Raw genomic sequence first — 22940 nt, forward strand, 5'->3', positions numbered from 1 at the left:
GATTTCGCATATTTAACGCTCAGCCCAACAGTCTGCAAACTGTATATTACCATCGCAATATGTCCATGTTATTTTATCATAGCGTAGTTCCACGACTTCAAGATGATTATGTTTTTCTTTCGTCGGGTCTTTAATGTCATGCATCAATGGCGTAACGGAAACGACGCGAATATTATCGAGACGCATATTGTAATATTCTACTTCCTGTCCGGCGTCATTAATGCGATACCACCTGAACTCGGCCGTTTTAAGGGTTTGGCCAGTCGCAACGGCTTTCATCAGGTAAGGGGAGGAGGAATCGATTTCTTTTTGAAATACGACTGGGGCATGATTACGTTTACTGGTAATTTTCCCGGTCAATGGATCGGTTGGGAGGCGAAGATTGTGTGTAAAGCCAGTGACTTCAATGCTTCCCTCACGGTAACAAACATCCACCGAGCCTGTAATTTTTGTACCACCATCGTCAGTCAAGAAAAGGTAAACAGGAATTGCCATAGTCTGTTAATCATCCATGTAATTTAACGCGGGAATATTCCCGGCGATAAATAATAACTATGCTAACTATGCGGTCAATTTGCTTAGTGTTTCCGGTTGTAACTTATCCAAACCAGGCAGACTGGATGGTTCGATTAATCAAAGCCAACCAGTCCCTGTATTACCTTCCGTTTATTTTGATGCGCTCAAACACTCGAGGCAGCAAGGTTAATGCCATTGCTTTGATTAAAAGTCACCCTGCTGGCGCGCCACCAGCGTCAGAATGGAGTAAAGCGCCACGGCCTGCTGATGCTGGTTGAAGATCTCCACCGCCCATTCCACCACGCCCGTCGGTTTTTCCTCGGCAGCGCGCTGTTTCTTCAGCGTTTTACGTTTACAGGTCAGGCGCACCTGAATGGTATCGCCCGGCTTGACCGGCTCGATAAAGCGCAGGTTTTCCATGCCGTAGTTGGCAATGACCGGCCCAACCCCGGCATCGACAAACAGCCCCGCCGCGGCGGAAATCAGGAAATAACCGTGTACCACGCGCTCGCCAAAAATCGACTCCGCCGCGCCAATTTTGTCCATATGGGCATAGAAATGATCCCCGCTCAGGCAGGCAAAATTCACGATATCCGCTTCCGTCAGGGTACGACGCGGGGTCAGCAGGCTGTCGCCCGGCTGTAACCCCTCGAAGTATTTACGGAAAGGATGAACGCGATCTTCCTGCACCTCCGCGCCACGGACCCACTGTTTGCCGATGGCGGCGAGCATGGACGGGCTGCCCTGAATTGCCGTGCGCTGGAGATAGTGCTTCACCGCACGCAGGCCGCCCAGCTCCTCGCCGCCGCCCGCACGTCCCGGGCCGCCGTGCACCAGCTGCGGCAGCGGTGAACCGTGGCCGGTGGATTCTTTCGAGGATTCCTGGTTGAGGATCTGAATGCGTCCGTGGGCGCGCGCGGCACCGGCAATAAATTGGCGCGCCACGTTTGAATCTGCCGTGACCAGCGTTCCCGCCAGGCTGCCGCCGCCCGCCCGCGCCAACTGCATGGCGTGTTCACTGTTGCGGTACGGCATCAGGGTGGCGACGGGGCCAAAGGCTTCGGTGGCGTGAACGGCCGGAGTTTCGTCCGGCTGCGGGCAGAACAGCAGGGTGGGCGGGAAGAATGCGCCAGCCGCCTGCATATCGGCTTTACCACCCAGACGGATCTGGCAGCCCGAGGCAAGCAGATGATCGACTTTTTCCTGCACGTCAGCACGTTGCTCACTGTTAACGAGAGCCCCCATCTTCACCCCTTCCTGGGCCGGATCGCCGACGACCACGTTCTCCAGCCGCGCAATCAGCGCCTGGCTGACGGCTTCAACCTGCGCTTCCGGCACGATGATGCGGCGGATGGCGGTACATTTTTGCCCGGCTTTGGCAGTCATCTCGCGCACCACTTCGCGAATAAACAGCGCAAACTCCGGCTGCTCCGGCGTCACGTCCTCACCCAGCACGCAGCAGTTAAGGGAATCTGCTTCCATGGTAAACGGAATGGAATGCGCGACAATATTCGGATGTACGCGCAGGCTCTGCCCGGTGCTGGCCGACCCGGTAAACGTCACCACGTCCTGGCTGTCGAGCTGGTTCAGCAGATCGCCCGCGCCACCACAGATCAGGCTGATGGCGCCGTCCGGCACCAGTCCGCTCTCGACGATCGCTTTCACCATCGCCTGAGTCACCTGCGCGGTGGCGGTGGCGGGCTTGATGATGGCGGGCATCCCGGCAAGCCAGGTGGGTGCGAGCTTTTCCAGCATCCCCCAGCACGGGAAGTTGAACGCGTTGATATGCACCGCCACGCCGGATTTCGACGTTAACACGTGACGTGCCGCAAAGCCGCCTTCCTTCGACAGCGGGATCAGCTCATCCTCCGGCCACAGGGTATCGTCCGGCAGCTCACGGCTGCCGAGGCTTGCGTAGGTGAAGAGGGTGCCGATACCGCCTTCAATATCCACCCAGCTGTCGGCCTTCGTCGCGCCGGTCTGGGCTGACAGGGCATAAAACCGATCCTTCTGGCTCAGCAGATGTTTGGCCACCGCCTTCAGCATGGCGGCGCGCTCGATAAAGCTCATTGCGCGGAGCGCTTCTCCGCCGTGTTCAATGGCGTAACGGCGCGCGGCCGCCATATCCAGCCCTTCGCTGGTGACTTCAAATAGCGTTTCCCCGCTGATGGCGTGGGTGATGGTGCGCTCGCGGCCCCGGCCTGATTGCCAGGTGCCGGACAAGAAGCTGGCTAACTGCTGCATTTCTTCTCTCCAGGTGTTTCGTGATTTCACTATAAATAGTTTGATCGCGAATCATAAAAAGCAAGCTGAGTTTTAATGAATTGTTAACGTTGTGATCTCTATTGCTTAGCCTGACCACCCGAAAGCCTTGTATAATCGGCCTTCCATAAAAAGGCTTGCGAGCGTCGTCACAAAATAAACAAACGCTTCTTGGGGTTATATTTAACCTTTGTGTAACTTTTAAGAAACCAAATGATTCACCATTATGCTGTTTTTGGTGATTTAACGAATCACAAAGGTGGTTATGTGACGCAAGAACAACGCTTTGAGCAACGCATCGCACAGGAGACGGCCATCGAGCCGCAGGACTGGATGCCGGATGCCTATCGCAAGACGCTGATCCGCCAGATTGGACAGCACGCCCACTCTGAGATTGTCGGCATGCTGCCGGAAGGAAACTGGATCACCCGCGCGCCGACGCTGCGCCGGAAAGCCATTCTGCTGGCGAAGGTGCAGGACGAAGCCGGACACGGCCTGTACCTCTACAGCGCGGCGGAAACGCTGGGCTGCGCCCGGGAGGACATCTATCAAAAGATGCTCGACGGCAAGATGAAATACTCCTCCATCTTCAACTATCCGACCCTGAGCTGGGCCGATATCGGCGTCATTGGCTGGCTGGTGGACGGGGCGGCCATTGTGAACCAGGTGGCGCTGTGCCGTACGTCTTACGGCCCGTACGCCCGGGCGATGGTGAAAATCTGTAAAGAAGAGAGCTTCCACCAGCGTCAGGGTTTTGAGGCCTGCATGGCGCTGGCGCAGGGCAGCGAAGCACAGCGGCAGATGTTGCAGGACGCCATCAACCGTTTCTGGTGGCCCGCGCTGATGATGTTCGGACCCAACGACGACAACTCCCCAAACAGCGCCCGCAGTCTCGCCTGGAAGATCAAACGCTTTGGCAACGATGAGCTTCGCCAGCGCTTCGTGGACAACACGGTGCCTCAGGTGGAGATGCTCGGCATGACCGTGCCGGATCCCGACCTGCGTTTCGATGAAGAGAGCGGCCACTACCGCTTCGGCGAAATCGACTGGCACGAATTTGACGAGGTGATCAACGGGCGCGGGATCTGCAACCACGAACGTCTGGCCGCAAAACGTAAAGCCTGGGACGACGGCGCATGGGTGCGTGAAGCCGCTCTGGCCCACGCGGAAAAACAACGCGCCCGCCAGGCCGCATAAGAGGAATCAACCATGAGCAATGTTTACTGGCCGTTATACGAAGTTTTTGTCCGTTCGAAGCAGGGGCTGTCGCACCGCCATGTGGGCAGCCTTCACGCTGCCGACGACCGCATGGCGCTGGAAAACGCGCGCGATGCCTATACCCGCCGCAGCGAAGGCTGCTCTATCTGGGTGGTGAAGGCGAGTGAAATCGTCGCTTCCCAGCCGGAAGAGAGCGGGGAGTTTTTCGATCCGGCGGAAAGCAAGGTCTACCGCCATCCGACGTTTTACACCATCCCTGATGGCATTGAGCATATGTGAGGTTGGGGATGAACAACGTATCTGCTTATGCCCTGCGTCTGGGCGACAACGGTCTGGTGCTCTCACAGCGTCTGGGCGCCTGGTGCGGCCATGCGCCGGAGCTGGAAATTGACCTGGCGCTCGCCAATATCGGCCTTGATCTGCTCGGGCAGGCGCGCAATTTCCTGACCTACGCCGCTGAACGGGAGGGTAAGGGTGATGAAGACACCCTGGCCTATGGCCGCGATGAGCGTCAGTTCCGCAATCTGCTGCTGGTGGAACAGCCAAACGGCAGCTTCGCCGACACCATTGCCCGTCAGTATCTGATGGATGCGTGGAACGTAGCGCTGTACGAACGGTTGATCCACAGCAGCGACAGTCAGCTTGCCGCCATCGCGGCAAAAGCCATTAAAGAGGCGCGCTATCATCTGCGTTTTAGCCGCGGCTGGCTGGTGCGGCTGGGGGACGGGACAGAAACCTCCTCACAGAAAATGCAACAGGCGGTGGATAGCCTGTGGCGCTTTACGGCTGAATTGTTCGACGCCGACGACGTCGAGCTGGGGCTGATTGACACCGACGTGGCGGTTGATCCGCGCGCCCTGCGGGAACCGTGGGAGCGCGAAGTGTTTGCGGGGCTGGCGGAAGCTACCCTCCGCGTGCCCGAGGAAGTGGCGTATCGCACGGGCGGCAAGAAGGGGCTACATACTGAACACCTCGGACCGATGCTGGCTGAGATGCAGTATCTCCAGCGCGTTTACCCCGACCAGCAGTGGTAAAGGAGAACACTATGCAACGCCTCGTCGACATTGCGCCTGCCCAAATCCCGCAGATTTGGGCGCTGTTAAGCCAGATCCCCGACCCGGAAGTGCCGGTGCTGACCATCACCGACTTAGGCATGGTGCGCAGCGTGAAGGCGCAGGGGGAAGGCTGGGTTATAGGCTTCACGCCAACCTATTCGGGCTGTCCGGCAACGGAGCATCTGCTGGGGGCGATCCGCGAAACTCTGACCGGGAACGGCTTTTCCCCGGTACATATTGTGCTGCAACTGGAGCCCGCCTGGACCACCGACTGGATGACCGACGATGCCCGCAGGCGCTTGCGGGAATATGGCATCAGCCCGCCTGTCGGCCATAGCTGCCATGCCCACGTTCCCGCGGAGGTGAGCTGCCCGCGCTGTGCAAGCACCGATACCTCGCTCATCAGTGAATTTGGTTCCACGGCCTGCAAAGCGCTCTACCGCTGCAATACCTGCCGTGAGCCCTTCGACTATTTCAAATGTATTTGAGGCTGCCATGACAACGTTTCATTCATTAACAGTGGCAAAAGTGGAACCCGAAACCCGCGACGCGGTGACCATTACCTTCGCGGTGCCGCAGGCGTTACAGGAGGCGTACCGCTTCCGTCCCGGTCAACATTTGACCCTGAAAGCCAGTCCTGGCGGGGATGAACTGCGCCGCTGCTACTCCATCTGCCGGAGCACCGCGTGCGGTGAGATCAGCGTGGCGGTCAAAGCCATCGAGGGCGGACGTTTTTCCCGCTATGCCCGGGACGAGATCAAACCTGGCATGGCGCTGGAGGTGATGGTTCCCCAGGGGCATTTTGGCTACCAGCCGCAGGCCGAACGCGAAGGCCACTATCTGGCGATTGCCGCCGGGTCCGGGATCACCCCGATGCTGGCGATTATGTCCGCTACGCTGGCCACTGAAGCCCACAGCCACTTCACCCTGATTTACGGTAACCGCAGCAGCCAGAGCATGATGTTCCGCCGGGCGCTGGCGGACCTGAAAGATAAATACCCGCAGCGTTTGCAGCTGATCTCTATCTTCAGCCAGGAGACGCTCGACAGCGATCTGCTCCATGGCCGTATTGACGGGGAAAAGCTCCAGGCGCTGGCAAAAACGCTGGTGAATTTCCGCCAGTACGATGAAGCCTTCATCTGCGGCCCGTCGGCGATGATGGACGAGGCTGAGGCGGCGCTGAAAGCGCTGGGTATGCCGGAAAAAGCGATCCATCTTGAACGCTTTAACACGCCGGGAACCCCCGTTAAACGGACAGTCAGCGTGCAGGCCGACGGGCAGAAGGTCACCGTCCGTCAGGACGGGCGCGACAGGGAGATCACCCTGACGGCGGACGACGAGAGCATTCTTGACGCGGCCCTGCGTCAGGGGGCGGATCTGCCTTACGCCTGCAAGGGCGGCGTGTGCGCCACCTGCAAATGCAAAGTGCTTCGCGGGAAGGTGGACATGGCGACCAACTACAGCCTGGAGCCGGACGAGCTGGCCGCAGGCTATGTGCTGAGCTGTCAGGCGCTGCCGTTAACCGCTGACGTTATCGTCGATTTTGATGCGAAGGGGATGGCATGAGCGAACTGATTGTCACCCGTCATGGCCGCGTGTTGCAGCTGACGCTTCACCGTCCGGCGGCGCGCAACGCGCTCAACAATGCGCTGCTCACGCAAATCGCGGAGCAGCTTGAAGCCGCCGCCGTGGATGCGGAGATCGCCGTCTGTGTGATTTACGGCAACGAACGCTGCTTTGCCGCCGGGGCCGATCTCAACGAAATGGCGGAGAAAGACCTGCCCGCCACCCTGAACGATATCCGCCCGCAGCTGTGGGCGCGGATAAACGCCTTCACCAAACCGCTGATTGCCGCCGTGAACGGCTACGCGCTGGGGGCAGGCTGTGAGCTGGCGCTGCTCTGCGACGTGGTGATTGCCGGTGATAACGCCCGCTTTGGCCTGCCGGAAATCACCCTCGGGAGCATGCCGGGCGCAGGCGGCACACAGCGGCTAATCCGTAGCGTGGGCAAATCGCTGGCCAGCAAAATGGTGCTGACGGGCGAAAGCATCACGGCGGTTCAGGCGCACAGCGCCGGGCTGGTCAGCGACGTCTACCCGGCCTCGCTGACGCTGGAGTACGCCCTGAAGCAGGCGGGGCTGATGGCGCGCCACTCGCCGCTGGCGTTACAGGCGGCGAAGCAGGCGCTTCGCCAGTCGCAGGAAGTGCCGCTTCAGGCCGGGCTGGCGCAGGAGCGTCAGTTGTTTGCGCTACTCGCGGCCACCGACGATCGCCGGGAAGGTATCAACGCCTTTTTACAAAAACGCACCCCAGACTTTAAAGGACGCTAATTGTGGAATTTATTCTGAGCCATGTTGAGCAGGGCGTAATGACCATTACGCTGAACCGCCCGGAGCGCCTGAACAGCTTTAACGACGTCATGCACCAGCAGCTTTCCGAATGCCTGAAGCAGGCCGAGCGCGATGACGCTATCCGCTGCCTGCTGATCACCGGGGCAGGACGCGGTTTCTGCGCCGGGCAGGATCTCAACGACCGTAACGTGGACCCGACCGGCCCTGCGCCGGATCTGGGCATGTCCGTTGAGACTTTTTACAACCCGCTGGTGCGCCGCCTGGCAAAACTGCCGAAGCCGGTGATTTGCGCGGTTAACGGCGTGGCGGCGGGGGCAGGAGCCACGCTGGCCCTCGGCTGTGACATGGTGATTGCGGGCCGTTCAGCCAGCTTTGTGATGGCCTTCAGCAAGCTCGGGCTGGTACCGGACTGCGGCGGAACCTGGCTGCTGCCGCGCGTGACCGGACGCGCCCGCGCCATGGGGCTGGCATTGCTGGGCGACAAGCTCAGCGCCGAGCAGGCACAGGCCTGGGGAATGATCTGGCAGGTGGTGGACGACGAGCAGCTCTCCGCCACCGCACAGCAGATGGCGCTGCATTTTGCCTCGCAGCCGACCTTTGGCCTGGGCTTGATCAAGCAGGCGATCAACGCCGCCGAAACCAACACCCTCGACGCCCAGCTTGATCTGGAGCGCGACTATCAACGTCTGGCCGGACGCAGCGACGACTACCGGGAAGGCGTCAGCGCGTTCCTGGCAAAACGCGCGCCGAACTTTACGGGGAAATAAGATGGTGAATATCCATACGGTCGCCGTCATTGGCAGCGGCACCATGGGCGCCGGGATTACCGAAGTGGCAGCCAGCCACGGTCATCCGGTTCTGGTGTACGACATTGACGCTGCGGCGATTTCCCGCGCCGTCGACGGCATTCGCCAGCGGCTGTCCTCTCGCGTTGCGCGCGGAAAACTCTCTGCCGACGCCGGGGAACAGATCCTCGCCCGCCTGACGCCGGTAACGAATATCAGTGCTCTGGCGAAAGCCGATCTGGTGATCGAGGCGGCCTCCGAGCGGCTTGAAGTGAAAAAGGCGCTGTTTACCCAGCTGGCAGAGGTTTGCCCGCCGCAGACGCTACTCGCCAGCAATACCTCGTCTATTTCCGTTACCGCGATTGCGGCGGAGATAAACCACCCTGAACGCGTCGCCGGGCTGCACTTCTTCAATCCTGCCCCGGTGATGAAGCTGGTGGAGGTGGTCAGCGGGCTGGCGACCTCACCCGAAGTGGCCGATGCGCTGTGCGAGCTGGCGCTGAGCTGGGGAAAGCAGCCGGTACGCTGCCAGTCCACACCGGGGTTTATCGTCAACCGCGTAGCGCGTCCTTTCTACTCGGAAGCCTGGCGCGCGCTGGAAGAGCAGGTGGCAGCGCCCGAGGTGATCGACGCCGCCCTGCGAGACGGCGGGGGTTTCCCGATGGGGCCGCTTGAGCTGACGGACATGATTGGTCAGGACGTCAACTTTGCCGTGACCTGCTCCGTATTTAACGCCTTCTGGCAGGAGCGTCGTTTTTTGCCGTCGCTGGTGCAGCAGGAGCTGGTGCTGGCGGGGCGTCTGGGTAAGAAAAGCGGGCAGGGCGTTTACCGCTGGCAGGAGGACAAACCCGCCGTCAGCTGGCTCGCCCCGGTCAGCCACAGCTTCAGCCCGATGCGCGCACAGCGAAGAAGTGACGGTGTCACGGAAATTGACGATTTGTTGTTGATCGAAACGCAGGGTGAAACCGCGCAGTCGCTGGCGCTGCGCCACGGCTGTCCGGTGGTGGTGGTCGACCGCATCGAGCGGGATGTGGCCGTTATAGCCGCCGCGCCCGGCAACCCGCACGCCGCCACGCAGAAAGCCATTTACTGGTTGCAGCACCAGGAGAAACGTGTGGTCCAGATTGCGGATTACCCCGGCCTGCTGATCTGGCGCACGGTGGCGATGATTGCCAACGAAGCGCTGGATGCCCTGCAAAAAGGGGTCGCCAGTGAGCAAGACATCGATACCGCCATGCGCTTAGGGGTCAACTATCCCTGCGGCCCCATCGCCTGGGGCGAGCGCCTTGGCTGGCAGCGTCTGTTAACGCTGCTGGAGAACCTGCAACGTCACTACGGCGAGGAACGTTATCGCCCCTGTTCACTGCTGCGCCAGCGTGCGCTTCTGGAGAGTAGTTATGAGTCATAACGCCTGGCATAACGCCCGCGCGATGTACGAACGGGACGCCTGCGCGCAGGCGATGGGGATGGACATTATCGAGATGGGCGAGGGCTACGCGGTGGTGACCATGACCATCACCCCGCAGATGCTTAACGGGCATAAAACCTGCCACGGCGGACAGCTATTCTCGCTGGCCGATACCGCCTTTGCCTACGCCTGCAACAGTCAGGGGCTGGCGGCGGTGGCCTCAGGCTGCGCCATCGATTTTCTGCGTCCGGGCTTTGGCGGCGATAAGCTGACTGCTACCGCGCGGGTGAAGCATCAGGGCAAACTGACCGGCGTCTATGACATTGAAATTCAGAATCAACAACAGAAAACCGTCGCTCTTTTTCGCGGGAAATCCCACCGCACCGGCGGCAGTGTGACAGGAGAAGCCTGATGCGTAACGCATTTATTTGTGAGGGTGTGCGTACCCCGGTCGGTCGCTACGGTGGAGGATTATCCAGCCTGCGTGCCGATGACTTAGGGGCCGTTCCGCTGCGTGCGCTGCTGGCGCGTTACCCGCAGCTCGATCTGGAGCGCATAGATGACGTGATCTTCGGCTGCGCAAATCAGGCCGGAGAGGATAACCGCAACGTGGCGCGCATGTCGTCGCTGCTGGCCGGGCTGCCGCAGACCGTTTCCGGTACCACCATTAACCGCCTGTGCGGCTCCGGTCTGGATGCCCTTGGCTTTGCGGCGCGCGCCATTAAGGCCGGGGATGGCGATCTGCTGATCGCCGGTGGCGTCGAATCCATGTCCCGTGCGCCGTTCGTGATGGGTAAAGCCACCGCGGCGTTTCAGCGTCAGGCGGAGATCTTCGATACCACCATCGGCTGGCGATTTGTGAATCCGCTCATGCATCAGCAATACGGAACTGACAGCATGCCGGAAACGGCAGAGAATGTAGCGGAATTGTTAAATATAAGCCGTGCCGATCAGGACGCATTTGCCTTGCGCAGCCAGCAGCGCACCGCGCTGGCGCAGCAGAATGGCGTTCTGGCGCAGGAGATAATCCCGGTACAGGTAACGGGGAAAAAAGGCGCGGTAACGGAAGTGAGCGTAGACGAGCATCCGCGCGCCGAAACCACCCTTGAACAGCTTGCCGCGCTGAAAGCCCCGTTTCGCAAGAACGGTGTGGTGACGGCGGGGAACGCCTCTGGCGTCAACGACGGGGCGGCGGCGCTGATTATCGCCAGCGAGCCGATGGCGCTTGCCCAGGGGTTAACCCCGCGCACCCGCATTGTGGCCATGTCGACCGCGGGCGTCGAGCCGTGTCTGATGGGATTAGGCCCGGTTCCCGCCACCCGTAAGGTGCTGGAACGTGCCGGACTCAGTATCACCGATATGGACGTCATTGAGCTTAACGAAGCCTTCGCCGCACAGACGCTGGGGGTGCTGCGTCAGCTGGGCTTGCCGGATGACGCGGAGCATGTCAACCCGAACGGCGGAGCGATCGCGCTAGGTCATCCGCTGGGAATGAGCGGTGCCAGACTGGCGCTGGCCGCGAGCAATGAATTGCACCGACGCGGCGGGCGCTACGCGCTGTGTACGATGTGCATCGGTGTGGGTCAGGGCATTGCCATGATCCTTGAGCGTGTTTGAGCGAACAATAATGTGAGTACCCTGCGATGATAAATACAACAAAGCTTGATCCGATCGAAACCGCGTCCATTGATGAATTGCAGGCGTTGCAGACCGCGCGCCTGAAGTGGACGCTGAACCACGCCTACAACAACGTTCCGATGTACAAACGCAAGTTTGATGCCGCGGGCGTTCACCCTGACGATTTCAACGAGCTGGCGGACCTGCAAAAATTCCCGTGCACCACCAAGCAGGATCTGCGCGACAACTACCCGTTCGATACCTTTGCGGTGCCGATGGAGCAGGTGGTGCGTATTCACGCCTCGTCGGGCACCACCGGAAAGCCGACCGTGGTGGGGTATACCCAGAATGATATCGACAACTGGGCCAATATCGTCGCCCGTTCCCTGCGCGCCGCCGGGGGCAGCGCGAAGGATAAAATTCACGTCGCCTACGGTTACGGGCTCTTCACCGGCGGGCTGGGGGCGCACTACGGTGCAGAGCGTCTGGGGGCGACGGTGATCCCGATGTCCGGCGGCCAGACGGAGAAGCAGGCGCAGCTGATCCGCGATTTCCAGCCGGATATGATCATGGTGACGCCCTCTTACTGCCTGAACCTGATCGAAGAGCTGGAGCGTCAGATGGGCGGTGATGCCAGCGCCTGTTCCCTGCGCGTCGGCGTGTTTGGCGCCGAGCCGTGGACGCAGGCGATGCGCCGCGAAATCGAGAAACGGCTGGGCATTACCGCGCTGGATATCTATGGTCTCTCCGAGGTGATGGGGCCGGGCGTGGCGATGGAGTGTCTTGAAACCGCTGACGGTCCGACCATCTGGGAAGATCACTTCTTCCCGGAGATCGTCAACCCGAATGACGGCACGCCGCTGGCCGACGGCGAGCAGGGCGAACTGCTGTTCACCACGCTGACCAAAGAGGCGCTGCCGGTGATCCGCTACCGCACCCGCGACCTGACGCGCCTGCTGCCGGGCACCGCACGCACCATGCGCCGGATGGATCGCATCAGCGGGCGCAGCGACGACATGCTCATCATTCGCGGCGTTAACGTCTTCCCGTCACAGCTGGAAGAGGAGATCGTCAAGTTCGAACATCTTTCGCCGCACTATCAGCTGGAGGTGAACCGCCGCGGGCATCTTGATTCACTTTCGGTGAAGGTCGAGCTGAAACAGAGTAGCTTAACGCTGACGCATGAACAGCGTTGTCAGGTCTGCCATCAGCTGCGTCATCGGATTAAATCGATGGTGGGGATTTCAACCGATGTGATGATCGTTAACTGCGGAAGCATACCGCGATCCGAGGGTAAAGCCTGCCGGGTGTTTGATTTGCGTAAGGTTGCGGCCAACGGTTGAATTCCCTCACCCCAGCCCTCTCCCAAAGGGAGAGGGTGTATTAAGTTCCCTCTCCCTTTGGGAGAGGGTTAGGGTGAGGGGGGAACCCCAAATTCCTATGCTATGATTCATCCAGGAAAAAAATAACAACAGAATGAATCACATGAATAAACTTGATGCCTTTATCCAGCACGCAGTCAGCTCTGTTCCCGTCAGCGGAACGTCGCTTATCTCCTCGCTGTATGGCGACGCGCTTTCCCATCGCGGCGGAGAGATCTGGCTCGGCAGCCTGGCGGCCCTGCTGGAAGGGATGGGATTCGGGGAGCGCTTTGTGCGCACCGCGCTGTTTCGCCTCAACAAAGAGGGCTGGCTGGACGTGTCCCGCATTGGCCGCCGCAGCTTTTACCGTCTCAGCGACAAGGGGCTGCGTTTGACCCGACGCGCGGAAAATAAAATCTACCGTGCAGAATTGCCGGCGTGGGATGGTAAATGGCTGCTGCTGCTTTCCGAGGGGCTGGATAAAACCACGCTCGCGGACGTGAAAAAACAGCTCATCTGGCAAGGGTTCGGCACGCTGGCGCCGAGCCTGATGGCCTCGCCGTCGCAGAACCTCGCGGACGTGCAGTCGCTGTTGCATGACGCGGGCGTGGCGGAAAACGTCATTTTCTTTGAAGCTCATTCGCCGCTGGCTTTGTCACGCGCGGCGTTACGATCCCGCGTGGAAGAGTGCTGGCAGTTGACCGAACAAAACGCGATGTACGAAACGTTTATCAACTCGTTCCGTCCGCTGCTGCCGCTGCTGAAAGAGGCGTCGCCCGAGGATTTAACCCCGGAACGCTGCTTCCAGATCCAGCTGTTACTCATTCATTTTTATCGTCGCGTGGTGCTGAAAGATCCGCTGTTGCCGGAGGAGTTACTCCCGGCGCACTGGGCGGGACAGAGCGCGCGACAGCTGTGCATTAACATCTACCAGCGCGTGGCAGCGGGAGCCCTGGCGTTTGTCAGTGAGAAGGGGGAAACCTCCGTCGGCGAGCTGCCCGCGCCCGGCACGCTTTATCACCAGCGTTTTGGTGGTCTGAATATCACATAAGGAGAGGGTATGCCTGTTTATCAAATTGATGGTCTGACGCCGGTCGTGCCTGAAGAGAGCTATGTTCACCCGACCGCGGTGCTGATTGGCGACGTGATCCTCGGCAAAGGTGTTTACGTAGGCCCCAACGCCAGCCTGCGCGGTGATTTTGGCCGGATCGTGGTGAAAGACGGCGCGAACATTCAGGATAACTGTGTGATGCACGGTTTTCCGGAGCAGGACACGGTGGTGGAAGAGGACGGGCATATCGGCCACAACGCGATCCTGCATGGCTGCATTATCCGTCGTAATGCGCTGGTGGGGATGAATGCGGTGGTGATGGACGGAGCGACGATCGGCGAAAACAGCATCGTCGGGGCGGCGGCGTTTGTGAAGGCCAAAGCGGAAATGCCTGCGAATCACTTAATTCTTGGCAGTCCGGCGAAAGCGATTCGTGAGCTAAGCGCGCAGGAAATAGAGTGGAAAAAGCAGGGCACGCGGGAGTATCAGGTGCTGGTGGATCGCTGTAAGCAAACGCTGCATCAGGTAGAGCCGCTGCGGGAAGAAGAGCCCGGACGCAAACGGCTGGTATTCGATGAGAACTTACGGCCCAAGTCGGCTGGCCGGGATAATTAACCATTTCTTGCCTGCGAAATAATGCAATGGCATGAGGATGCGTTAACGCGCAACAAATACCCTTTGGGGATAGTGTATAATTGAACGTTTCAGACCTGCATTCATAAAGGGATTTTGTTACCCTGACGCAGATCACGCCTCTCATTCAGAGCGGTCAATGCGTTTATGGAAGACACTATATGAGTGAAAACGACACTATCCCAAAGCAGTCCAAAAGCCAGATTAACAAAGCGGTATTTTACACATCTGCTTTGTTAATTTTCCTTCTTGTCGCCTTTGCCGCGATTTTCCCTGACGTTGCCGATAAAAACTTTAAGCTACTGCAACAGCAAATATTCACCAACGCCAGCTGGTTTTACATTCTTGCCGTCGCGCTGATTTTAATGAGCGTGACGTTCCTCGGCTTGTCCCGCTACGGCGATATTAAACTCGGGCCCGACCACTCCCAGCCTGACTTCAGCTATCACTCGTGGTTCGCGATGCTGTTCTCGGCGGGGATGGGGATCGGCCTGATGTTCTTCGGCGTGGCGGAGCCGGTCATGCACTACCTTTCCCCGCCGGTGGGGACACCTGAAACGGTCGCTGCGGCCAAAGAGGCCATGCGGCTGACATTCTTCCACTGGGGGCTGCACGCCTGGGCTATCTACGCCATCGTTGCGTTGATTCTGGCGTTCTTCAGCTACCGCCACGGCCTGCCTTTGACGCTTCGTTCGGCGCTTTATCCGATTATCGGCGACCGTATTTACGGCCCGATAGGTCATGCGGTGGATATCTTCGCGGTAATCGGCACCGTATTTGGCGTGGCGACCTCGTTAGGCTACGGCGTTTTACAGGTCAATGCCGGGCTGAACCACCTTTTTGGCGTACCCATCAACGATACCGTGCAGGTGATCCTTATCGTCCTGATTACCGGGCTGGCGACCATTTCTGTGGTGTCCGGTCTGGATAAAGGCATTCGCATTTTATCAGAGCTCAATCTGGGGCTGGCGGTACTGCTGCTGGTGCTGGTGTTGTGCCTGGGGCCAACCGTACTCCTGCTGAAATCCTTTGTGGAAAATACCGGCGGATACCTGTCCGAGCTGGTGAGCAAGACGTTTAACCTGTACGCTTATGAACCGAAATCCAGCAACTGGCTGGGAGGCTGGACGCTGCTGTACTGGGGCTGGTGGCTGTCCTGGTCGCCGTTTGTCGGGATGTTCATTGCCCGTGTGTCCCGCGGCAGAACCATCCGCGAGTTCGTGACCGGCGTGCTGTTTGTCCCGGCGGGCTTTACCCTGATGTGGATGACGGTGTTCGGCAATAGCGCCATTTACCTCATCATGAACAAGGGAGCGTCCGATCTGGCGAATACCGTCCAGCAGGACGTGGCGCTGGCGCTGTTTAATTTCCTTGAGCATTTCCCGTTCTCTTCCGTGCTGTCATTTATTGCCATGGCGATGGTCATCGTCTTCTTTGTGACCTCAGCCGACTCCGGGGCGATGGTGGTGGATACCCTCGCGTCCGGCGGCGAGGCCAATACCCCCGTCTGGCAGCGCATCTTCTGGGCCGCGCTGATGGGCGTAGTCGCTATCGCGCTGCTGCTCGCGGGTGGGCTGAGTGCGCTGCAAACCGTGACCATCGCCAGCGCGCTACCGTTCTCGATGATCCTGCTGGTCTCAATCTATGGGTTGCTGAAGGCGCTCCGACGCGATTTGACCAAACGCGAGAGCCTGAGTATGGCCACGATCGCGCCGACAGCGGCCCGTAACCCCATTCCGTGGCAGCGCAGACTGCGTAACATCGCATACTTACCTAAACGCTCCCTGGTGAAACGCTTTATGGAAGAGGTGATCAAACCGGCCATGGTGCTGGTGCAGGATGAACTGAATAAGCAGGGAACGCAGAGCCATATCAGCGACGCGTCGGACGATCGTATTCGCCTTGAGGTGGATTTAGGCAATGAGCTGAATTTCATTTATGAAGTCAGGCTGCGTGGCTATAACTCGCCGACCTTCGCGCTAGCGGCCATGGAGAATGATGAGAATCAGGCAGAACAGCACCGGTACTATCGGGCAGAAATCTACCTCAAGGAAGGTGGGCAAAATTACGATGTGATGGGCTGGAACCAGGAGCAGTTAATTAACGATATCCTGGACCAGTATGAAAAACATCTGCACTTCCTGCACCTGGTGCGTTAATCAGCCAGCCCCTGAAGCATTCGCTTCAGGGGCGTAATTTAATACGCCTCCGGCAGCGGACGGTCTATCGACACCAGCTTTCCGCGCTTCATGGTGATATAGCCCCCGGCTTTAAGATCCGCCAGCACGCGAAAGACATGCGTTCGCGACAGGTTAGTGCGCTTGATGATAAACAGCGCCAGACCCTCATTCTCTCCCGTGTGGGTTTCCTGCCGATAAAGATAGCGATAGAGCATGGGTTTAATGGTCTGGTAGCTGGTGACCTGCCTGCGTTCGTTATGCAGGTCGATGGTGAATATCGACATGTAAGTCAGTATGGTGGCCAGCGCCTGCATGCGCTCAGGCCCACCCTGGAAAAATATCTGGTCGAAGTCGGCCCAGGATATTCTCACCAGTTTCACCCTGGCACTGCTGCGATATTCATACTTCGCCAGTGGACAATACCTTTCCATTAACCCGATCGGCATATACTCAATAGTATTGCCAATATTCAGCCCATCATCAGGCATTAATATCGTCAGCGACCCTTCAGTACAGAAATAAATATAGCCAGGTTCAACGGTGAGTTTTTTATTTGCGGCAACGGTTAAGACCTCGCCTTCACAAAGCATTTGCGGAAAAAATTGCCCAATATTGAGTTGCTGATAATAGGTATGGATATCCTGAAAATTCACGCTAAGCCTCTCCCCGCAACGTCTGCTATGGTAGCGAGTATAGCAGCAATAGCCCACGGATTACGAATCGATAAATAACCAGTCCCATATGGGACTATGAAGGGAAGGTATTCTGGTTAGAATGGTCCTCAATGAGTTCGCATTAAAATTATCCGCCACAATTAAATATCGCTGGCGGCGCAATTAATCTATGAGGCCATTTAATGAAATTAACGATAATCGCTAAACATCTGGCGCTGGCCGGTGTGTTGACGTCGCTGTCGCTTTCCGCGTTTGCGGAAGTACAGCCGCAGGATGCCACTCCTACAACCCAGCAGGCTAATAACGCCCTGTATAACAAATTACCGTTTGCCGATAAAACCGACTTTGAAAATGCCCATAAAGGCTTTATCGCCCCGCTGCCGCAAAACATGATCAAAGGCGAGCAGGGGAACGTTATCTGGAACCCGGCGAAATATGATTTCGTCAAAGAGGGTGAAAAAGCCCCGGATACGGTTAACCCGAGCCTGTGGCGTCAGTCACAGTTGATCAACATTGGCGGGCTGTTTAAGGTCACCGACGGCGTGTATCAGATCCGTAATCTCGATCTCTCCAACATGACCATCATTGAGGGCGAGAAGGGCATTACCGTTATCGACCCGCTGTTAAGCGCTGAACCGGCGAAAGAAGCGCTGGATCTCTACTATGCAAACCGCGGCAAGAAACCGGTCGTCGCTGTGGTGATCACCCACAGCCACGTTGACCACTATGGCGGCCTGCGCGGCGTGGTTGACGAAGCTGACGTCAAGTCTGGCAAAGTGAAAATCTACGCGCCGGATGGCTTTATGAAAGAGGCGGTTTCCGAAAACATTATGGCCGGAAACGCGATGAGCCGCCGTGCGAGCTATATGTACGGCAACCTGCTGAAGCCGGATGCAAAAGGCCAGGTGGGTGCAGGCCTTGGCACCACCACCTCTGCGGGTACTGTCACCCTCATCCCGCCGACCGACTACATTACCCATACCGGTCAGGAAGAAGTGATCGACGGTTTGACCTACGACTTTATGATGGCGCCGGGTTCAGAAGCTCCGTCGGAGATGCTGTGGTACGTCAAAGAGAAGAAAATGATCGAGGCCGCAGAGGACGTGACCCATACTCTGCACAACACCTACTCCTTGCGCGGCGCGAAAATCCGCGACCCGCTGGCCTGGTCTAAGTACATTAACGCCGCCATTGAGCGCTGGGGCGCGGACGCGGAAGTGATTATTGCGCAGCACCACTGGCCGACCTGGGGTAACGAGAATATCGTCAAGCTGATGAAAGGCCAGCGCGATATGTACCGCTACATCAACGACCAGACCCTGCGTATGGCCAACAAAGGCCTGACTCGCGATGAGATCGCCGCAGAATTTAAGCTGCCGGAATCGCTCGAGAAACAGTGGGCAAGCCGCGGTTACTACGGCTCCGTTAGCCACGACGTCAAAGCCACTTACGTGTTTTATCTCGGCTGGTTCGACGGCAACCCGGCAACCCTCGACGAGCTGCCGCCTGAACAGGCTGCGAAGAAGTTCGTGCAGTACATGGGCGGCGCTGATGCCATCATGCAGAAAGCCAAAGCGGATTATCAGCAGGGTAATTACCGTTGGGTTGCTCAGGTGGTCAGCAAAGTGGTCTTTGCCGATCCTAACAACCAGGCTGCCCGTAATCTGGAAGCCGACGCGCTTGAGCAGTTAGGTTACCAGGCGGAAGCGGGCACCTGGCGTAACTTCTACCTGACCGGCGCGCAAGAACTGCGTAATGGCGTGAAGAAGCTGCCGACGCCGAACACCGCCAGCCCGGATACCGTGCGAGCGATGACCCCGGAAATGTTCTTCGACTACCTGGGTGTGCACATCAACGGGGTGCGGGCCGGTAACGCGAAGGCGGTCTTCAATGTCGATCTCGGTAAGGATGGCGGCAAATACAAGCTGGAGCTGGAAAACGGCGTGCTGAACCATACCGCCAACGCGCAGGCGAAGGATGCCGACGCAACTATCGCGCTTGACCGCACCACGCTGAACAACATCATCCTTAAGAAAGAGACGCTGAAGCAGGCGATGGATAAAGGTGACGTGAAGGTGAGTGGAAACGGGGCGAAGCTGGAAGAGATGCTGAGCTACATGGACAAATTTGACTTCTGGTTCAATATAGTAACGCCATAAGTTCAGGTTTCATCCACATAATCCTGGCGCCTTAGAAATAAGGCGCCATTTTTTTATTCACGCATCGCCAGCGCGCTGGCACTTGCCGGATCGAACAGTGAAATACTCTCGATCTGATCAAGCATGATCACCTTACGGAAATCCATAGCGCTTTTTGGCTCTGAGTCGAGCGTAACCTCATGCTCGGCGTACCATTTGCTGTAGTTGTGCTCAATACACAGCTGCATGTTCTCCCCGTCGCGGTAGCCGCTCAGCATCGGGATAAGCACGATATTGGCGGTTTTTTCATACTCCAGCGTGGCGGTATGGATCATGCCAATATAAATCCGCCGCGACTTCAGCGTGACGTGCGCAAGTTCACCTTCCTCCATGCACTGATAGAGCAGTTGTTCAATCCCGCTCGATTGTGCCAGCCGCTTGTAGAGCTTTTTCCGGCCTTCGCCGTCCAGCCGCGCGCTACCGGCCCAGTTAGAACGATAGAGACAAAACAGGATCGCAAAGGCCAGCATCACCACGACCGGAGCCTGAATCCCTAAAAAGCTCCAGTTCATAAAATCAATTTGCCAGTCGGCGTATTTTGCGGACGTGAAATGGAACGTGTTGTCGGCGGCGGAGAGGGCGAACAACAGCAGCCAGAGCAGGCCGGTGGCGATCACGCCCTGTAAAACGAAAATGCAGCCATACAGCGCCACAAGGAAATAGACATCCCAGCCGAATGAACGCTTAATTTTGAACCGGGTTGAGAGATCGCGGCTGGTGTACCAGTAGCCGCATACCATCAATACCATGAATATTGCCGTTCCCATTTCAGGCCCTCTTCAGCGCGTTGACATGGCGCAGAAAGTCCTGCCGAACCTCGTTACTTTTGTAGTTAACCGAGGCGTTTCCATCCTGATCGATGATGATGCGGTCGCCATCCTCTACGGCTTCGATAATTTCCTGGTGACTCATAACCTGCAACAAGGATTCCGGGCTGGAAAAGAGCGCCATCAGTAAATTTTTCATCGCGTGACATCCTTATGAATTAAAAGGATAAGTCTGGAAGATAAATGGCACCTTTGCCTTAAGGTTATCCCTAAAAAATAACGGCACGGCGGTGAGAATCTGCTTTTGACTCAAATTGGCACCTCAGGGAAAGTTTTTAAAGTACTGAATTAAAAGAAGTATAAAAAATATATCTGCACAAACTTGGACAAATAACGCTAATTGTGTAAGTTTTAATTATGCGATTTCGCTACGTTGTTTACAGCCAGGATGCGACCCATGAGCACGTTGCCGTCCGTCATCAGTCGATTCGTTGATTATTACGCCACGCTGGATACCCAGCCACCTTCGGCTCTGGCAAAGATTTATCGCGCCGATGCCACGCTTATCGATCCCTTTGGCGAACACAGCGGGTTGTTCGCGATTCAGCGCTATTTCACTCACCTGCTGGCTAACGTCCAGCGGTGCCGCTTTACCGTCGATGCACCCTTGCAGCAGGGCGATCGCTTTGTTGTTACCTGGATGATGCACTGGTCGCACCCGCGTATTGCTCGGGGGGCAATGCGCCAGTTGCCGGGCTGCTCTGTGGTCGACATGCGCGACGATCGCATAGTTCGCCAGCGGGATTACTACGATGCCGGAGAGATGATTTACGAACATCTTCCGGTGCTCGGCTGGGCCGTACGCGGCGTTAAGCGGAGAGTGAAATCATGAAAACGGTTCTGATCACCGGCGCAAGCTCGGGCATAGGGGCCGGGCTGGCGAAATCTTTTGCCGACGATGGCTACCGGGTGATTGCCTGCGGGCGCGATGCGCAACGTCTGGCAGCCGTGCATCAGCACAGCCCCAACATTACGGTGCGCCTGTTCGATATGACAGACAGGGACGCCTGTCGCCAGGCGCTGGCGGACTGTGCTGCCGACACGGTGATTCTTTGCGCCGGAACCTGCGAGTATCTCGACCGTGGCGAGGTGGATGCCGCGTTGGTGGCGCGGGTCATGACCACCAATTTTATGGGGCCGGTAAACTGCCTTGCGGCGTTGCAGCCGCATCTGATATCCGGCAACCGCGTGGTGCTGATCAGTTCGATGGCGCACTGGCTTCACTTCCCGCGAGCCGAAGCCTATGGCGCCTCTAAAGCGGCGTTAACCTGGTTTGCCGACACGCTGCGCCTCGACTGGGAGCCGAAAGGGATCGCCGTCACGGTCGTTTCACCTGGTTTTGTCGACACGCCGCTGACCCGAAAAAATGATTTCCCGATGCCGGGCCGGGTCAGCGTGGAGGACGCCGTCCATGCCATTCGTCGCGGTCTGGCAAAAGGGAAGGATCATATCGCGTTTCCCGCCGGGTTTAGCCTGGCGCTGCGCCTGCTCTCCGGTCTGCCCGATATACTTCAGCGCGCACTGCTGCGCAGGATGGTGCGACCATGAAGATCGCGATTATCGGCAGCGGTATCGCCGGGTTAACCTGTGCCTGGCGGCTCGCCGGACATCATCAGGTCACGCTGTTTGAAGCGCAGGCTACGCCGGGCGGGCATACTGCAACGGTGGATGTCGACACGCCGCAGGGCAACTTTGCCATCGACACCGGTTTTATTGTCTACAACGACCGCACCTATCCGCGCTTCATGGGGCTGCTGAGCGAACTGGGCATCAGCGGGCAAAAAACGCAGATGAGTTTTTCGGTGCATAACCCGCAGAGCGGGCTGGAGTACAACGGCCACACGCTGACGTCGCTGTTCGCCCAGCGTCGTAATCTGTTAAACCCTGCCTTCTGGACGCTGCTGAAGGAGATCGTGCGCTTTAACCGGCTGGCGAAACAGACGCTCCGGGGTGACGTCAGCGAGTCCGCCACGCTGGAGACGTTCCTGCACCAGCACCGCTTCACGCCTTTTTTTGCGCGTCACTACATTCTGCCAATGGGGGCGGCTATCTGGTCATCCTCGCTACAGGAGATGAAACGCTTTCCGCTGCCGCTCTTTTTACGCTTTTTCGAGAACCACGGTCTGCTGGACATTACCCATCGTCCGCAGTGGTACGTGGTGCCGGGCGGCTCCCGGGAGTACATCCGCGCGATGATGGACAAGCTTGGCGATCGCCTGACGCTGCACCTCAATGCGCCGGTGCAGCAGGTTATTCGCCACGATCGCGGGGTTGATATAACGCGTGAGGGCGTAACAGACAACTTTGATCAGGTGATCTTCGCCTGCCACTCCGCTCAGGCGCTGACGATGCTCGCCAGCCCAACGCAGGCTGAACGTGAGGTGCTGGGTGATATCGGCTGGCAGCGTAACGAGGTGGTGCTTCACAGCGATCCGCGCTGGCTGCCGGTGCGCAAGCGCGCGTGGGCGAGCTGGAACTACCGCCTCAGCGAGCAGGATCGGGCCAGCGCCTGCGTCACCTACAACATGAATATCTTACAGGGACTGCCGCCGGGTAGCCCGCTGTTTTGCGTCACCCTCAACCCGGAAACGCCGGTGGAAGAACGCTATGTGCTGCGCCGCTTTGTCTATGAGCATCCGCTTTTTAACCCGCAAAGCTGGCAAGCCCAGGCCCGACGCGGAGAAATAAACGGTCGCCAGCGGAGCTGGTTCTGCGGCGCGTACTGGTACAACGGCTTCCACGAAGATGGGGTACGCAGTGCGCTGGATGTGGTAAACGCTATCGCGGCCGGGGAGGGCAACTGA

Annotated in this window: 23 protein-coding genes; 18 read left to right on the plus strand and 5 right to left on the minus strand. The window is 58.1% G+C overall.

The genetic code is table 11. The annotated features are described in order from the left end of the window. Positions 1-12: 12 nt before the first annotated feature. Positions 13-495 (minus strand): Hcp family type VI secretion system effector, encoded by a 483-nt coding sequence (locus ACQG1K_RS10450; RefSeq protein ID WP_022648017.1) that lies wholly within the window; start codon positions 493-495, stop codon positions 13-15. 225 nt (positions 496-720) lie between these two features. Beyond that, a complete protein-coding gene (gene paaZ, locus ACQG1K_RS10455; protein ID WP_367074626.1) occupies positions 721-2760 on the minus strand; it encodes a phenylacetic acid degradation bifunctional protein PaaZ in 2040 nt (679 codons plus the stop codon). Between the two features lie 285 nt (positions 2761-3045). On the opposite strand from paaZ, the gene paaA reads away from it, so the two are divergent. From paaA to ACQG1K_RS10525, 14 genes are all read left to right on the plus strand, one after another. Continuing rightward, positions 3046-3975, plus strand: coding sequence for a 1,2-phenylacetyl-CoA epoxidase subunit PaaA (gene paaA, locus ACQG1K_RS10460; protein ID WP_022648019.1), 930 nt, complete (start codon positions 3046-3048; stop codon positions 3973-3975). 12 nt (positions 3976-3987) lie between these two features. Further along, the gene (paaB, locus tag ACQG1K_RS10465; RefSeq protein WP_003857353.1) at positions 3988-4275 is read left to right on the plus strand and encodes a 1,2-phenylacetyl-CoA epoxidase subunit PaaB; all 288 of its coding nucleotides are present in this window, start codon (positions 3988-3990) and stop codon (positions 4273-4275) included. Between the two features lie 8 nt (positions 4276-4283). Beyond that, positions 4284-5030: a 1,2-phenylacetyl-CoA epoxidase subunit PaaC gene (gene paaC / locus ACQG1K_RS10470; RefSeq protein ID WP_063138213.1), complete on the plus strand. Its 747-nt coding sequence runs from the start codon at positions 4284-4286 to the stop codon at positions 5028-5030. Positions 5031-5041: 11 nt separating this feature from the next. Then, a complete protein-coding gene (gene paaD, locus ACQG1K_RS10475; RefSeq protein ID WP_003857347.1) occupies positions 5042-5539 on the plus strand; it encodes a 1,2-phenylacetyl-CoA epoxidase subunit PaaD in 498 nt (165 codons plus the stop codon). Positions 5540-5546: 7 nt separating this feature from the next. Further along, on the plus strand, positions 5547-6617 hold the full coding sequence (paaE, locus tag ACQG1K_RS10480; RefSeq protein ID WP_022648022.1) for a 1,2-phenylacetyl-CoA epoxidase subunit PaaE: 1071 nt from the start codon (positions 5547-5549) through the stop codon (positions 6615-6617). Beyond that, a complete protein-coding gene (gene paaF / locus ACQG1K_RS10485; RefSeq protein ID WP_367074623.1) occupies positions 6614-7381 on the plus strand; it encodes a 2,3-dehydroadipyl-CoA hydratase PaaF in 768 nt (255 codons plus the stop codon). The genes paaE and paaF overlap by 4 nt, the downstream gene beginning before the upstream one ends. Further along, positions 7381-8169 carry a 2-(1,2-epoxy-1,2-dihydrophenyl)acetyl-CoA isomerase PaaG gene (paaG, locus tag ACQG1K_RS10490; RefSeq protein ID WP_113772452.1) on the plus strand — a complete coding sequence of 263 codons (789 nt, stop codon included), beginning with the start codon at positions 7381-7383 and terminating at the stop codon, positions 8167-8169. Before paaF ends, paaG begins: the two co-directional genes overlap by 1 nt. A gap of 1 nt (position 8170) precedes the next feature. Further along, complete coding sequence (gene paaH, locus ACQG1K_RS10495) at positions 8171-9595, plus strand: 3-hydroxyacyl-CoA dehydrogenase PaaH (RefSeq protein ID WP_426720862.1); 1425 nt, start codon at positions 8171-8173, stop codon at positions 9593-9595. Continuing rightward, a complete protein-coding gene (paaI, locus tag ACQG1K_RS10500) occupies positions 9585-10007 on the plus strand; it encodes a hydroxyphenylacetyl-CoA thioesterase PaaI (RefSeq protein WP_337258069.1) in 423 nt (140 codons plus the stop codon). The genes paaH and paaI overlap by 11 nt, the downstream gene beginning before the upstream one ends. Then, positions 10007-11212: a 3-oxoadipyl-CoA thiolase gene (gene pcaF / locus ACQG1K_RS10505; RefSeq protein ID WP_367074620.1), complete on the plus strand. Its 1206-nt coding sequence runs from the start codon at positions 10007-10009 to the stop codon at positions 11210-11212. Before paaI ends, pcaF begins: the two co-directional genes overlap by 1 nt. 26 nt (positions 11213-11238) lie before the next feature. Then, positions 11239-12555, plus strand: coding sequence for a phenylacetate--CoA ligase PaaK (gene paaK / locus ACQG1K_RS10510; RefSeq protein ID WP_023306139.1), 1317 nt, complete (start codon positions 11239-11241; stop codon positions 12553-12555). A gap of 133 nt (positions 12556-12688) precedes the next feature. Continuing rightward, positions 12689-13624: a phenylacetic acid degradation operon negative regulatory protein PaaX gene (gene paaX / locus ACQG1K_RS10515; protein ID WP_032622213.1), complete on the plus strand. Its 936-nt coding sequence runs from the start codon at positions 12689-12691 to the stop codon at positions 13622-13624. Positions 13625-13633: 9 nt separating this feature from the next. Continuing rightward, positions 13634-14239 (plus strand): phenylacetic acid degradation protein PaaY, encoded by a 606-nt coding sequence (paaY, locus tag ACQG1K_RS10520; RefSeq protein ID WP_426720861.1) that lies wholly within the window; start codon positions 13634-13636, stop codon positions 14237-14239. Between the two features lie 179 nt (positions 14240-14418). After that, positions 14419-16416, plus strand: coding sequence for a BCCT family transporter (locus ACQG1K_RS10525; RefSeq protein WP_023306141.1), 1998 nt, complete (start codon positions 14419-14421; stop codon positions 16414-16416). Between the two features lie 38 nt (positions 16417-16454). On the opposite strand, the gene ACQG1K_RS10530 is transcribed toward ACQG1K_RS10525, so the two are convergent. Continuing rightward, positions 16455-17090: a helix-turn-helix domain-containing protein gene (locus ACQG1K_RS10530; RefSeq protein WP_032624309.1), complete on the minus strand. Its 636-nt coding sequence runs from the start codon at positions 17088-17090 to the stop codon at positions 16455-16457. Between the two features lie 203 nt (positions 17091-17293). Here ACQG1K_RS10530 and ACQG1K_RS10535 point away from each other — a divergent pair, with 203 nt between their 5' ends. Continuing rightward, positions 17294-19270 (plus strand): alkyl/aryl-sulfatase, encoded by a 1977-nt coding sequence (locus ACQG1K_RS10535; protein ID WP_022648033.1) that lies wholly within the window; start codon positions 17294-17296, stop codon positions 19268-19270. A gap of 53 nt (positions 19271-19323) precedes the next feature. Here the strand turns inward: ACQG1K_RS10535 and ACQG1K_RS10540 are convergent, their stop codons facing one another. Further along, positions 19324-20076 carry a hypothetical protein gene (locus tag ACQG1K_RS10540; RefSeq protein WP_022648034.1) on the minus strand — a complete coding sequence of 251 codons (753 nt, stop codon included), beginning with the start codon at positions 20074-20076 and terminating at the stop codon, positions 19324-19326. A gap of 1 nt (position 20077) precedes the next feature. Then, complete coding sequence (locus tag ACQG1K_RS10545) at positions 20078-20275, minus strand: hypothetical protein (protein WP_022648035.1); 198 nt, start codon at positions 20273-20275, stop codon at positions 20078-20080. A 258-nt stretch (positions 20276-20533) separates the two neighbouring features. On the opposite strand from ACQG1K_RS10545, the gene ACQG1K_RS10550 reads away from it, so the two are divergent. From ACQG1K_RS10550 to ACQG1K_RS10560, 3 genes are read left to right on the plus strand one after another with little or no spacing between them, the layout of a single operon-like run. Further along, entirely contained in the window at positions 20534-20968 is a 435-nt protein-coding gene (locus ACQG1K_RS10550) for a nuclear transport factor 2 family protein (RefSeq protein ID WP_022648036.1), read from the plus strand. Next, positions 20965-21684, plus strand: a complete 720-nt coding sequence (locus ACQG1K_RS10555; protein ID WP_022648037.1) for an SDR family NAD(P)-dependent oxidoreductase — start codon at positions 20965-20967, stop codon at positions 21682-21684. Before ACQG1K_RS10550 ends, ACQG1K_RS10555 begins: the two co-directional genes overlap by 4 nt. After that, positions 21681-22940, plus strand: a complete 1260-nt coding sequence (locus ACQG1K_RS10560; protein ID WP_332953101.1) for an NAD(P)/FAD-dependent oxidoreductase — start codon at positions 21681-21683, stop codon at positions 22938-22940. The genes ACQG1K_RS10555 and ACQG1K_RS10560 overlap by 4 nt, the downstream gene beginning before the upstream one ends.

Origin of the sequence: Enterobacter cloacae complex sp. 402C9, from assembly GCF_050030745.1 — a bacterium.
GTDB classification, from domain to species: Bacteria; Pseudomonadota; Gammaproteobacteria; order Enterobacterales; family Enterobacteriaceae; genus Enterobacter; species Enterobacter intestinihominis.

Coding starts and splice junctions, on each gene's coding strand:
- ACQG1K_RS10450 (WP_022648017.1), bottom strand. CDS start 495: ATGGCAATTCCTGTTTACCTTTTCTTGACTGACGATGGTGGTACAAAA.
- paaZ (WP_367074626.1), bottom strand. CDS start 2,760: ATGCAGCAGTTAGCCAGCTTCTTGTCCGGCACCTGGCAATCAGGCCGG.
- paaB (WP_003857353.1), top strand. CDS start 3,988: ATGAGCAATGTTTACTGGCCGTTATACGAAGTTTTTGTCCGTTCGAAG.
- paaC (WP_063138213.1), top strand. CDS start 4,284: ATGAACAACGTATCTGCTTATGCCCTGCGTCTGGGCGACAACGGTCTG.
- paaD (WP_003857347.1), top strand. CDS start 5,042: ATGCAACGCCTCGTCGACATTGCGCCTGCCCAAATCCCGCAGATTTGG.
- paaE (WP_022648022.1), top strand. CDS start 5,547: ATGACAACGTTTCATTCATTAACAGTGGCAAAAGTGGAACCCGAAACC.
- paaF (WP_367074623.1), top strand. CDS start 6,614: ATGAGCGAACTGATTGTCACCCGTCATGGCCGCGTGTTGCAGCTGACG.
- paaH (WP_426720862.1), top strand. CDS start 8,171: ATGGTGAATATCCATACGGTCGCCGTCATTGGCAGCGGCACCATGGGC.
- paaI (WP_337258069.1), top strand. CDS start 9,585: ATGAGTCATAACGCCTGGCATAACGCCCGCGCGATGTACGAACGGGAC.
- pcaF (WP_367074620.1), top strand. CDS start 10,007: ATGCGTAACGCATTTATTTGTGAGGGTGTGCGTACCCCGGTCGGTCGC.
- paaK (WP_023306139.1), top strand. CDS start 11,239: ATGATAAATACAACAAAGCTTGATCCGATCGAAACCGCGTCCATTGAT.
- paaX (WP_032622213.1), top strand. CDS start 12,689: ATGAATCACATGAATAAACTTGATGCCTTTATCCAGCACGCAGTCAGC.
- paaY (WP_426720861.1), top strand. CDS start 13,634: ATGCCTGTTTATCAAATTGATGGTCTGACGCCGGTCGTGCCTGAAGAG.
- ACQG1K_RS10525 (WP_023306141.1), top strand. CDS start 14,419: ATGAGTGAAAACGACACTATCCCAAAGCAGTCCAAAAGCCAGATTAAC.
- ACQG1K_RS10535 (WP_022648033.1), top strand. CDS start 17,294: ATGAAATTAACGATAATCGCTAAACATCTGGCGCTGGCCGGTGTGTTG.
- ACQG1K_RS10540 (WP_022648034.1), bottom strand. CDS start 20,076: ATGGGAACGGCAATATTCATGGTATTGATGGTATGCGGCTACTGGTAC.
- ACQG1K_RS10545 (WP_022648035.1), bottom strand. CDS start 20,275: ATGAAAAATTTACTGATGGCGCTCTTTTCCAGCCCGGAATCCTTGTTG.
- ACQG1K_RS10550 (WP_022648036.1), top strand. CDS start 20,534: ATGAGCACGTTGCCGTCCGTCATCAGTCGATTCGTTGATTATTACGCC.
- ACQG1K_RS10555 (WP_022648037.1), top strand. CDS start 20,965: ATGAAAACGGTTCTGATCACCGGCGCAAGCTCGGGCATAGGGGCCGGG.
- ACQG1K_RS10560 (WP_332953101.1), top strand. CDS start 21,681: ATGAAGATCGCGATTATCGGCAGCGGTATCGCCGGGTTAACCTGTGCC.